This window comes from Alistipes provencensis (assembly GCF_900083545.1).
Lineage (GTDB): Bacteria > Bacteroidota > Bacteroidia > Bacteroidales > Rikenellaceae > Alistipes > Alistipes provencensis.
The window spans coordinates 2,423,585-2,436,881 of the sequence record NZ_LT559262.1; the positions used below are offsets into that span (position 1 = coordinate 2,423,585).

Annotated in this window: 7 protein-coding genes; all 7 read left to right on the forward strand. The window is 56.7% G+C overall.

The window, feature by feature from the left end; genetic code table 11:
- Positions 1-405 precede the first annotated feature (405 nt).
- From BN5935_RS15155 to BN5935_RS09470, 7 genes are read left to right on the forward strand one after another with little or no spacing between them, the layout of a single operon-like run.
- Positions 406-723, forward strand: a complete 318-nt coding sequence (locus tag BN5935_RS15155) for a carboxypeptidase-like regulatory domain-containing protein (RefSeq protein WP_147625800.1) — start codon at positions 406-408, stop codon at positions 721-723.
- A complete protein-coding gene (locus BN5935_RS09445; protein WP_064975892.1) occupies positions 674-3,682 on the forward strand; it encodes a SusC/RagA family TonB-linked outer membrane protein in 3,009 nt (1,002 codons plus the stop codon). Before BN5935_RS15155 ends, BN5935_RS09445 begins: the two co-directional genes overlap by 50 nt.
- A 22-nt stretch (positions 3,683-3,704) precedes the next feature.
- Positions 3,705-5,564: a RagB/SusD family nutrient uptake outer membrane protein gene (locus BN5935_RS09450; RefSeq protein WP_064975893.1), complete on the forward strand. Its 1,860-nt coding sequence runs from the start codon at positions 3,705-3,707 to the stop codon at positions 5,562-5,564.
- Positions 5,565-5,589: 25 nt separating this feature from the next.
- Positions 5,590-8,649 carry a SusC/RagA family TonB-linked outer membrane protein gene (locus BN5935_RS09455; RefSeq protein WP_064975894.1) on the forward strand — a complete coding sequence of 1,020 codons (3,060 nt, stop codon included), beginning with the start codon at positions 5,590-5,592 and terminating at the stop codon, positions 8,647-8,649.
- A gap of 20 nt (positions 8,650-8,669) precedes the next feature.
- Complete coding sequence (locus BN5935_RS09460) at positions 8,670-10,631, forward strand: RagB/SusD family nutrient uptake outer membrane protein (protein ID WP_235821064.1); 1,962 nt, start codon at positions 8,670-8,672, stop codon at positions 10,629-10,631.
- Between the two features lie 43 nt (positions 10,632-10,674).
- Positions 10,675-11,913: a hypothetical protein gene (locus BN5935_RS09465; protein WP_235821065.1), complete on the forward strand. Its 1,239-nt coding sequence runs from the start codon at positions 10,675-10,677 to the stop codon at positions 11,911-11,913.
- Positions 11,914-11,952: 39 nt separating this feature from the next.
- Positions 11,953-13,284, forward strand: coding sequence for a hypothetical protein (locus BN5935_RS09470; RefSeq protein WP_235821066.1), 1,332 nt, complete (start codon positions 11,953-11,955; stop codon positions 13,282-13,284).
- Positions 13,285-13,297: the final 13 nt, after the last annotated feature.

Here is a 13,297-nt window from a genome sequence, read left to right on the forward strand (position 1 = left end):
TGATCAATTAAGTTGAAAACCGTTGCCGCGTGAGGCGTGAGTGAGATGTGTCGGAGTGAAACGAACGCGGTATGGTGCAGACGGGGGTAACAGTTTCAGAGTTTGTAATTGGCTGTTATATTGTGTGTTGTTTTATTGAAGCACAAGAGCTGAACCAGTTTCGACGCAGTGTTTCGGATGTTCGGCTGGAGATGAATCCCCATGGCAGACCGTAAATTTGCCGGTTCATCTTTTTTAAGCCCTGTTTACTTAATCGTTTAAGTAAATTGAAGATTGCATAATGCTCCGGGACTGGAAAACGAGCGCAGGAAGCCCGATGCGGGCGTAAGATTCGGAAATACCCAAACGGAACCGCCTCCGGGCGGTCCTGAATAAACTGATACAAGAAACTACAAATTAACGCCTATGAATCATTTTAAACTACCGTGTCAGCAATTCTGTGCCGGAGTGGTCAGGTGGCTCGCGGTCGGCGCGTGGATGATCGCGCTGTGTGTGCCGGGCAGTCTGTTTGCCCAATCGCATGAGATTACCGGCAAGGTGCTCGACGAAAACGACATGCCTGTCGTGGGAGCCAACGTCATCGTCGACGGCACCACTATCGGAACCAACTCCGGGTTGGACGGCTCATTCAAGCTCACCGTTTCCCCCCCCCCTCCACAAAACGGTGTCCGTCATGTATTTGGGGTACAAAACCGTCAAGCTCGACTTAGGTTCCCGCACTAATTTCACCGTAAAACTCGAACCCGACCGCAAGGTGATCGACGAAGTGGTCGTGGTCGCCTACGGTACCCAGAAAAAGGTCTCCGTGACCGGTTCGGTCGCTTCGGTCGGCAATACCGATCTGAAACGCGCTCCCGTTTCCAACTTTTCCACGGCGCTGGCCGGCCGCCTGCCGGGTCTGACCGTGACGCAGACGTCGGGACAGCCCGGAGCCGAGAAGGTCAATATGAAACTGCGCGGCGTCAGCACCACCGGCGACTCTTCGCCGCTGATCCTGATCGACGGCGTGCCCCGTGACGACCTCAGTTCGCTCGATGCCAACGAGGTCGAGAACGTGACCATCCTCAAGGATGCGGCCGCTACGGGCGTGTTCGGTGTACGCGGCGCCAACGGTGTGATCTACGTCACTACGCGCCGGGGCAGCGTCGGTAAGGCCGCCGTAACCATTACGGCCGACTACGGTTTCCAGCAGATTCTCTGGCGCGGCGCCATGAAAATGGATTCGTGGGATTATGCCGCCCTGCTGAACGAGCGAGCCGCCAACGACGGCAAGTCTCCCGTGTACAACGAGTGGCAGATCCAGCAGTTCAAGAGCGGGGCTGATCCCACGTTCTTCCCCAACCGCGACCCCTATGACGAATATACGCAGATGGGTTCGCAGTGGAAGATCAACGCCAACGTTTCGGGCGGTACGGACCGTCTTCAGTACTTCATGAATGCCTCCTATATCGATCAGGGCAGTGTTTTCAAGTTCCTGCCCGAGTCGACGCGCGGTTATGACCCGAGTTTCTGGCTCAAGCGCGTGAGCGTGCGTGCGAACGTGGATTACAAGATCACGGACGACCTGAAATTCAGCCTCAATATCGCTTCTTATCTCAACAAGGTCAACCGAATCGTCTGGGGCGACGGTCTCGATACCTCGAACGATCTTAATTTCGATGCCGCCGGTACCACCTATATTCTGGGCGGTCTGAACCGTGTGCCGCCGACGGCTCCCGGTCCGTCGCTTCCCGCAGGCGCCGTCGACAAGAACGGCGATCCGCTGCCCGAGGGCGGCTGGGTGCAGGACGGCTCGGGCTATCAGCTCTATCCGCGTATGAACAAGGGCGGTTACATCCGACAGATGAAGACCACGGTCAATACCAGCGCCTCGCTCGACTGGGATATGAAGAAACTGGTGAAGGGTCTGAAGTTCCGCGCGATGTTCTCCTACGACCTCTATGCCTCGGGCTTTACCAAGGCGACGCAGGCGTATAACCGCTATGGCTTCTATCAGGGCAAGAGTGCCGACGATCCGTCCTATTGGACGTGGGACCATACCGACGTTGCGTTCGACGGCATTCATGCCGATACCGAGGGGTTGAATTTCTTGGATGGTGGCCGCGGACAGAGCTCCTACTACAAATTCAACACACAGCTTTCGCTCAATTACGATCAGTTGTTCAATGAAAAGCACGATGTGCATTTCATGCTGCTCGGTCAGTTGGACAACTCGGTCAGCAACTCGCCGGCTTCGCTTTACCTGCCCTATAACATGCTCTACATGTCGGCCCGTGCGACCTATACCTATGACAATCGCTATACGGCCGAGGTCAACGTAGGTATCAATGGTTCGGAACAGTTCGCCAAGGAGAACCGGTGGGGTGTTTTCCCCGCAGTCTCCGTGGGCTGGACGCTGAGCGAAGAGAAGTTCTTCAAGGACAATATCGACCGCAAGTGGATCGATTTCCTCAAGATTCGCGCGTCATACGGTATCGTGGGTAACGACCGTCTGGGTGAGAGCCGCTTCCTCTATCTGGACGACGTGCGTGTGGCTTACAATCAGAATTATGTGAACAACGGTACCGTTATTTCATCGCTGGGCCGCGGCAACTACGTCGCCACCTCGATGCTGGGTAATCTCAACCTGAAATGGGAGAAGGCGCGGCAGCAGAACTACGGTCTCGATATCAACTTCCTGAATGGGTTCTCGTTCAACTTCGACTATTTCAGGGAGATGCGTGACGACATTCTCGTCGCCCGGGAGACGGTGCCTCAGGTTCAGGGCCTTCCCTCCTCCGTGCTGCCCCGCGTGAACATGGGCAAGGTCGAGAATCACGGCTATGAGATGGTGCTCGGGTGGCAGAAGGCCCTCGGCAAGGATTGGTTCATTACCGTGTCGGGTAACTACAACTTCGCCCGCAATAAGGTCCTCGAAGCCGATGAGGTGCGTTTGCAGACGGGCCGCGGCGGTTATCTCTACCCTTATCGTCAGACCGGTTTCCCGATCGGGCAGACTTGGGTGCTGCAGGTCGACTACGAGGACGGGGCCGGCAACGGCTATATCAATACCGATGAGGACATGGCGAAATACGAGGCTATGTACAAGCAGGGCGGTTTTGTCAACGCTTTCCTCGGTCAGTGGAAATTCGTCGACCAGAACGGGGACGGACAGATCGACAACAAGGACCAGATCCCTTACGGATATCCCTCCGGAACTCCCGAAATTACCTATGGCGCATCGATGTCGCTGTCGTGGAAGAACCTCGATTTCAGCATGCAGTGGCAGGGTGTGGGGCATAAGCAGGGCGTATATGTTCTGGGTATGTTCGGCAACGGTCACCTGACCGGCGAGTGGGAAACCCACGCATGGACCAAGGAGCGTTTCGAGCGCGGCGAGAAAATTACCTATCAGGCGCTCCGGTCCGGCTATACGCTGGCCGGCAACGGTGTGAACGACCGCAACGACTATGTGGTCAGCGATATGTCCTACGTCCGCCTGAAGAATCTGGAGATCGGCTATTCGCTTCCGCAGAAGTGGATGAAGCGGATGGGCATCGGCGGAATCCGCCTTGCCATCTCGGGACAGAATCTTTGGAGCACCAACAACATGAAGGCGCAGAGCATAGACCCCGAGCAGGACAACGAGAACCAGTATCCGCTGACGCGCAATATCAGTTTCTCCGTACAGCTCAAACTCTAAAACCTCAAAAATTTCAGCAATTATGAAAATCATACGATATGTCGGTGCTGTACTGCTGGCGGCTTTTGCAGGTCAGAGTTGTTCGCTCCTCGACACTACGCCGGACGGCCGCGAAACGCTCGACCAGATTTTTGCCGACCACGACAAAACGGCCGCTTACCTGAACACCTGCTACATCTACCTTCCGACGAAGGGTACCTCTTATTATTGGGTTTGCAACGCCCCGACGGCGCTGTCGGACGAAGGGTATCTGGTTTCGGGAACGATCAACGACGCCATTCCCGCCAAGATGTACACGAGCGGCGGTACGGCCTCCTCGCACCCGATACGCGATTATAATGGCCCTACGGAGAATTATTATAGCATCTACATGATGCAGCTTCGGTATTGCACGACCTTTTTGCAGTATATCGATAAGGCGGGTGTCAATTCCGAAAGCGAGCGCGCCCGCTGGCGGGCCGAAGCGCATACGCTGCGCGCCTACTACATGCTGGAGATGCTCAAATGGTTCGGGGCTTTCGCATACGAGCCTAACGGTTATCCCGACGGTTACGACTATTCGACGCTGAAAAAGCGTTCCGTCTGGGAGCTGGCCGAACTGATCGACGCCGAGTGTACGGCCGCCATCAATACGAACGAACTGCCGTGGCGGATCGACAATCCGTCCGACGGCAAGCGTATGACCAAGGCGTTGGCTTGGTGCATCAAGTCGAAGGCTTATCTGTTCGCAGCCAGCCCGGTACACAGCGAGGATTATTCCGCCGACCAGAAGTTGTCGCACTGGAAGACCGCTTTCGAAGTGAACCAACAGGCCGTGACGGCGCTCGAGTCGAACGGATACGCCCTGAAAACTTCGGTTTCCAACCCTCGACTTTATACGGGGAAGGCTGCCGCCTACAAGGAGCTGTTCACTTCGATCTCGCTGACCTCGGCCGATGACCGGGAGACGATCTATCAGGGCGTCAGTCGGCAGAATTATGTCGACCACAACTATATCGGCGCCCTGAACTGGCCCAATAATACGACCCGTGCCGGTGTCGTGCCGACACAGGAGATGGTCGATGCCTATGAGGTGCTCAGCGCCGACGGAACCGTGGCCGAGCCGCTGCTCGATCTTTCCGATCCCTATACATCCGCCAAAGCGCCCAACTACAACCAGAAGGCGCTGGATTTGGGGTATAAGGCGGACGATCCCTATGCGGCTCCCCGTGATCCGCGTATGGAGGCCTGCATCATCCGCAACGGAGACCAGATTCTGTGGGGCGGGGTGCTCCGTACCGTGGAGACTTTCGTAGGCGGTGAAAACGGCATCAGCGACGATACCAGCGAAAACCGCTTCACGCGTACCGGGTACTATTACCGGAAATACATTGCTCCGGATGTCGATGCGACCGATAACAAGGCCGATGCGGCTCCTTGGAAATTCTTCCGGCTGGCGGAGATCAAGCTCAATCTGGCCGAAGCCGCTGCCGAGGCCGGGGAGTTGGATGTTGCCAAGGCGCAGGTGGATGCCATCCGCAACCGTGTGGGCATGCCGGCTCTGCCGGACAACCTGACGCAGGCGGAGATGATTCTGCGCGTAAGGCATGAGCGCATGGTGGAACTCTGTTACGAGGAGTGCCGCTATTTCGACGTCCGCCGCTGGGCCGAAGCTTTCAATGGTTCGCAACTGTATCAGAAATACTTCAAGATACCGTGCGAGAGCCTTACTGCCATGTGGATCACGAAAAATCCTGACGATACTTACACTTATGAGCGCCGGGTGGGTGACCTGAAAAACGCCAGTACGCAGGCGCGCGACGTTCTGCTTCCGATTCCCGAGAACGAGGCGAATAACCTCTATTCGCTGACGAATACACGCTGGCAGAATTCCGGGTGGTAATCTTTAACAGGAAACGATTATGAGAATGAAAATCAAATATACAGCTATATTGCTCGCACTCCTCGTCGCCTTTCCGTGCGGCTTCCTGAAGGCGCAGGATGCCGGGGCCTTGTCGCAGCAGGTTGTCAAGGGCATCGTCACGGATGCTGCCGGAGAGCCGGTCTATCAGGCCGTAATTACCGATGCCGCCGGGAAAATGCTCGGTACGACGGATTTGTACGGCCGTTTCGAACTGAAGACGGATGTTCCGAACCTTTGTTTCCGCACGGTGGGTTACGGCACCGTTTCGGCTCCCGCGTCGCCCGATATGAAGGTGACGATGCGCACGGACGAATCACACAAGGATGACCTGCTGGATTACGGCTACGGCGTGATCCGCCGCCGCGGAACGCTCAGCGAGGCAATTTCGGCCATTCAGGGCCGGCAGCTCGAGGACGTACCCAATGCGAGCCTCAGCCAGATGCTCGAAGGTCAGATACTGGGGTTGGGAACGCTCGAATACTCTTCCGACCCGGGAAATGCCGGCGTGTATAAATATGTCCGGGGCATCTCTTCGAATCAGGGGACGCAGCCGCTGTTCGTCGTGGACGGCATCGTTATGCAGGATTACAACTACGAATTCCTGACGGCTGCCGAGATCGAGAACATCGTGGTGCTGAAAGATGCTGCCGCCACGGCCATCTATGGACTGAAGGGCGCCAACGGCGTGGTCGTCATCAATACCAAGTCGGGACTTCCCGGAGCGTTCGACGTGCGGGTCACGGCCGATTTCTCCCTGCAGCAGATCGCCCGCAAGCCCGAGACGACCTCTTCCTACGAATATGCGACGCTGCGCAATCAGGCGTGGGCGAACGACGGCTCGCTGGGAGCAGCTCCCTTCTCCGACGATCAGGTCGCCCGGATCAGGTCGGGCAACGATCCGCTCTATCCCGACAATAACTATTACGACGACTTCGTGCGCAATTTCGGTACGATGGAACGGGTAGGTATCAGTCTCAGCGGCGGCAGCGAGCGGACGCGCGTCTGGTCGAACATCAACTTCATGAACCAGACTTCGCTCCTGAAACAGGAGACCGACGAATATGTGGCCGCACCCCGCCGCTTCTGGGTGAACTTCCGCGCGAAGATCGACGTGGACATCTCCAAACACGTCCGCGCTTTCGCCGGTGTGGCGGGTAACGTGCGCAACGACCGGCTTGCGGGGAACAATTATACCAACAGCGGAATTTACGAAACGATCTTCTCGCTGCCGCCGACGATGGTCGGACCCACGACCGAAGACGGCCGCGTGACGACGATGGAGACGGTCTCCACGCCGACCTACGGTATCCTGAACCGCTCGGGTTACACCAAATATACGGGCATGTACGCTTCGACGTACGCAGGCGTTACGGTCGATCTGGATTTCGTGACGCGCGGCCTGAGCGTGACGGGCAAATTGGCTTTCCAGTCGAGCAACGACCGTCACAACTACATGACGCAGGATTTCAGCCGCTATTACTACGACTATACGCAGGGCGATTTCGTGCAGTTGGGCTCCAATCTGGACACCAATCTGGCAGGCGGTGCGAGCGGCGTGTTCCAGTACGCCATCAGCTATATCGCCCAGTTGGACTACAAACGCTCTTTCGGCAGGCACAATGCGGAGGCTCATCTCTATACATATTATACCAATGAGCAGTTGGATGATGTGAATGCGGATTTTCCCGCCGTGGGGCTTCCGCACGATGACCACAATACGGGTCTGAACCTCTCGTACAACTACGACGACCGTTATGTGGTCGGTGCGACGTTCGGCCTGACGGCTTCCGATATATTCGCCCGCAGCAACCGCTACACGTTTGTTCCCGCTTTCTCGGCGGCGTGGGTCGCTTCGAACGAGTCGTTCCTGCGCGATGTGAAGTGGCTGAGCCTGCTGAAGGTTCGTGCTTCTTACGGAGAGGTCGCCCTCGATGACTTCGAGGTGGGCTACTACCGCTACATGTACATGGACTATATCAAGAAGAACGGCGATGTCCGCCTGCTGGGTAATCCTGACCTCAAGCCGGAGATCCATAAGACCCAGAACTACGGTCTTGATCTGGGACTCTGGAACAAACTGAACCTGACGTTCGACTATTTCAGCCGTCGTACCGACAACATGCTGATCGAGGAGGGCAGCCGGATTCCCGCTTATCAGGGCATCTATGTGAGCAACTACCGCAAGGTCAACGAGGGCAGGATGAAGAACAGCGGCATCGAGCTGGGCGTCTCCTATGCGACGGAGCTCGGCCGGGGATGGGGCATCCACGCCGGCGTGAATTACTCGCATGCGAAGAACGAGGTCATCTACACCGGGGAGATGCCTTATCCCGGCGATGGCAACGGCTACAAGGGCTATGCCTATTCCCACCGGGTGGACGGCTATCCGTTGGGCCAGCAGTTCGGCTATCTGGTCGACCGCAGCAACGGCAGCGGCTACATTTCGACCGACGAGGAGTTGGCGAAGTATACGGCGATGTATTCCGAGATCAGAACGCCGCGTAAGGGCGACCTCATCTTCCGGGATGTGAACGGTGACGGCCTTGTCAACGAGAAGGACCTGTCGCCCATCGGCAAAGGTAGCCTTCCGACCGATTTCACGACCATCCGTGCGGGTTTCAGTTGGAAAGGGCTCGAACTGGACCTGATGTTTCAGGGTGTGACGGGCTATTACGGCGGGGTCAGCTACCAGACGGAGCGCGATGCCAACGGTATTTTCAACGACCTGCACAAGGCGGCGTGGACGCCCGAGCGCTATGCTTCCGGTGCGGAGATCAAACATCCGGCCCTGAGCTACAACAGCGCGTCGATCAGTAATAACAACAGTGATTTCAATATTGTCAACCGTTCGTTCTGGCGGCTGAAGAACGCTTCGCTTTCCTACACGCTTCCGGCGCGTCTGATGCGCAACGCGGGCATCAAGCGGCTGAAGATCGTACTCAGCGGACAGAACCTGTTCACGTCGTCAGCTCTCGATTCGAAGGTGATCGACCCCGAAACGGGCAGCATGACCCAACTGCCGCCGATGCGCGTGATCAATCTGGGCGTGAAACTCGATTTTTAATCCGATAACAGCGAATCGTTATGAAAAGAATGAAATATATCCTTTTACTGACTCTCTCTGCGGCGGCCCTGCTCTTGGGTAACGCCGGCTGCCAGAAAGAAATGGACAGCGAGCTCGACGACCGTGCCGGAGATATGCGCAGCATTTACGAACTGCTGGCGCGTGCCTATGAGCACCTGAAGTCGTCGTTCTATGTGCCTGTCGAGACGGGTCCTGCGGCGGGATTCACCGCCAGCGGCTACATGATGGCCGCCTATTGCGACGAGGCGCAGGAGGTTACCCAGTCGTCGGCTGTTTATGACTGGTACCGGGGGAGTGTTTCCGCTGCGAGCATGCCGTTGTGGTGGAACAATGAAAATTCGGGCACGGAGCGTTGGTCGGGGCTGTTCAACTGCATTTTCAGTTGCAACGAGGCCCTGAAATACTTGGAAGACCCCACGCTCGAAACCGACTATGAGGACACCCAGCGGAATCAGATGATCGCGCAGGCCTATGCCCTGCGGGCCTACTGTTATCTTCAGCTTATCAAGCGCTGGGGCGGGGTTCCGATCATTCGCGAGGCGCTTGAGCGGGACCACGACTACTCGAAGGACAAGCGGGCCAGCTTCGCCCAGTGCGTCGATTTCATCATCGAATCGTGCGACAAGGCGCTTGCCGCTGATGACGCATTGCAGTGGTCGCAGCGATTGCTGAGCTACTCGAATCCCGAGTTGAGCCGTGCAGCCATCTGGGCTGTCAAGTCGCAGGCTGTGCTTTATGCGGCCAGTCCGCTGTGGGCCGATGACTATGCCGGGACCGAGAAATATACTTGGGCGCGTGCCGCCGAGATCACCAAGCAGGCGCTCGATCTCAGCACCGGCCACGGTTTGGCGCTTGTCGGCGACGCTACGGCATTCCCCGACGAGTCCAGCACGGGTCTGGCCGCCTATGACAAGTATTTTCTCGCCCCGTATCCCGGTTCCGGCGGCTGGGACACGGAAACGCTCTACCAGCCTACCAATTACGGCAGTCAGAAGCAGAGCCTCGTGTGGCAGTATGCGGGCATGCCGATCGACGACGGTCAGGTGTCGGCCGGAGCCTGCCCCACGCAGGAGATGGTGGACGCCTACGAGGTCCTGAACGCCGACGGCTCCGAATCGACTCCGCTGCTCGATCTGGCGAATCCCTACAATGCCGACGGTACGCCGAATATTTCGCAGAAAGCCCGGGATTTCGGGTATGTGGACTGCTCGGACAAGATGTACCTGAACCGCGATCCGCGCTTCTATTCGACCATCTATTACGACGGCGTGAAGGTGAAACTCGAAAACGGCGAATACGGGGTCGAAACCTATGTCGGCGGCAACTGCGGGCTGTCGCTGTCGCCTTCCAGCCGGCGTAACACCTGCACGGGTTACTACCTGCGCAAGTTCAGCAATGCGCAGTCGAGCACCAGCGGCGGCAACAAGGACGGTTATATCCGCATGTATCGTCTGGCGGAACTCTACCTCAATTTCGCCGAGGCGGCCTACCGGGCCTACGGCAATGCCGACCAGCAGGCTCCGGCTACCGACGTGGAGGAGACCGTGACGGACGACGAGGACAACGAAACGACCTCTACCGTGACCTACGGCGTGGCAATGAGCGCCCGTGATGCGGTCAATGCCGTGCGCGCCCGCGTCGGAATGCCGGGTGTGACAGACAACGGCGATGCTTTCTGGCTGCGCTTGTGTAACGAGCGCCGCGTGGAGCTGGCTTTCGAGGAGCACCGCTTTTTCGACGTGCGCCGCTGGACGAAGCCCGACGGCGATCTTTCGAAGACCGACAAACGGGTGACGGGCATGCGTATCGAGCTGTCGGACGGCCAAAAGGTCTACTCCCGCTTCTCGTTTGACCGTCAGAGTTATACCTCCAAGTACCTCAAGTATCCGATCAGTCTGGATGAGGTGCGCAAGATGCTCAGTCTGACCGGCGAGAACTGGCAGAACGACGGATGGAACTAAAGTGACAGGAACTGAAATAACCTCAACCAAAAAAGCAATGATTATGAAAAAAACACTGAAACTTCTTGCGATGGCACTGATGGCCGGCGCAATGTTCACCGCCTGCGGTGATGATGACAAGGGGGACGAACCGAAGCCGGGTCCCGGACCGACAATTGATGGTGTAACCGTCGACAACATGCTGAGCGGATCGGTGAAGGCCGGTTTCGCCGATGCGATCGAGATCATGGGCTCGGGCTTCGATCCGGCTCAGGACTGGGTTTACATCGGTTATGAGAAGGATGGCAAGACCGAATATGTGCGTATCACGGACGATGTGCTGACGATCAAGTCGAGCCGTATCTCGTTCGGCGTGAGCATCGATGCCGCATTCCTCGACAAGACTTTCAAGGTGTACCTCGACCGTGAGACGACGAAGATGGCGCTTACGAACGACCTGACTTTCACGATGCCTACCGTTGCCGAGGGGTACATTCCCGATCCTTATTTCCGGGCTACGCTGCGGTCGACGCACGATCAGCAGGGAAATAAGGAGATCGCTGCCATGTTCACCGCATACGGTCTGCTCGATGTCGCCAAGGCGGCCACAGTTAAGACGGTAAATATCTATGCCAGCTCGGCTACTTCGCTCGAAGGCATCGAACTGTTTACGGGGGCAACCCGATTGACCGGAAACGATGTTCCGTCCTTGAAAGTGGCCGATTTCTCGAAGTGGAAGAGTTCGGGTCCGATCTTTATCAATATGGAGCGTGCCACTGCTCTGGAAGAGGTGATCGGAGGTCCTTCGATCGGTCGTCTGGATTGCTATGACTGCGAGAAACTGACCAAAGTCGACATGCACCTCTCCCGTTGGCAGTACAATTTCCAGTTGTTCAGTTCCGCTAACGGCGAATCGAATGTGAACTATCTCGATATCCGTAAACTGCGTACCGGTACTGAAAAGGGCGGCCCCGAGGAGGGGGAAGGTAAAGAAGGCTGGAAAGGCTATTGCCATGCTGAGACCGAATGGTGCCCGCTGCTGGCCGGTGCATGGTTCCGGATCGCCAACAACAGCCATGTATTGGTAGACTATCAGTTCCTGCTCGACAAGTGGGGCGGAACGGGTGTTGACGGTTCGGGCTACAACTGCATCTACAGTGCTTGGACGCGCGGTGCGACGATCGATGTCTATTCGTCGAAGGATATCACCAAGAAGCTGGGTACCGTTCCGATGTATAAGGACGATAACGGTGCGCTGACGCTGACGGGAGCCAACGGATGGACTCCTTCAGAGACCGAATAGCATTTTAATTTAGGGGTGTCACTCCAATTTTTAGAAACGATGAAACGAATTTTTGATTATTTCGCAATGGCGCTGTTGGTCGGTACGATGTCCACAGCCTGCGGCGGTGACGACGAAGGGTCGACCATCGTCGAGCCACCCCCCCCCGGGATTGATGTAACCGTCGAGAACAAATTGAGCGGGTCCGTGAAAGCCGGCTTTGCCGATGCGATCGAGATCGTCGGCACGGGTTTCGATCCGGCTCAGGACTGGGTTTATATCGGTTATGAGAAGGACGGCAAGACCGAATATGTACGCATCACGGACGATGTGCTGACGATCAAGTCGGGGCGCATTTCGTTCGGAGTGCCCATCACCGCCGGGTATCTCGGCGAGACCTTCAAAGTTTATCTCGACCGGGCAGCGACAAAAATGGAGCTCACGAACGATCTGACCTTCACGATGCCGACCGTTGCCGAGGGATACATTCCCGATCCCGAGTTCCGTGCGACGCTTACCAATCCCGGGAAGGACGAGGGAAATCCCGAGATTGCGAAACTTTTCAATTCCTACGGCCTGCTCGATGTGGCTGCTGCCGCGCAGTTGAAAACGGGTTGCGTCGCAGGCGGCTACGCCCTGAACCTCTATAATTGCAAGGCCAAGTCGCTGGAGGGCATTGAGCTTTTCAAAAGCCTTCAGGGGACGATCGCCGCGTGGCTGATGCCGGAGATCGAGGTGATGGACCTTTCGAAATGGGAGGCTGCTCCGTCGGTCGGTTACTTTGCGTTCTTTGCGAACGATGCCGGAGGCGGTCTGCCGAAGTTGAAGAAGTTTATCGGAGGTCCCGGTCTCTATGCGCTGCACCTTACCGGAGCCCCCGAGCTGGAGTACTGCGATCTGTCCCGCTCGAAGTGGCTGTACAATGCTCAGGTGTATGCGAATAAGGAAGCGGATTATATCTACGATAACCTGACTTACCTCGATATCCGCAAGGACCGTTCGGCTAAGGAGATGGGCGGTCCCGTCGAGAATGCGCCGGATCTGGGCTGGAAAGGCTATCCCAACTCGAAGGACGACAATCCGTCCGCGGAAAGCGCTTGGGTTCCTTTTGTCGGAAAAAGCTGGTTCGGAGTGGCGGACAACGCCCGGATTCTGGTCGATTATCAGTTCCTGCTCGACAAGTATTCGTATAATTCGGACGGCGGCTACGACGGCAAGACCTATGGCTACATGACGATCTACGATGCATGGAAACGCGGTGCGACGATCGAGGTCTACTCGTCGAAGGACAACTCCAAAAAACTGGGTACGGTCCCGATGTATAAGGACGCCGCCGATGCCCTCGGAGCCTGCGGAGTGGACAATGCATGGACGCCTGACGTGACCGAGTGATTTCTCTTTTCAA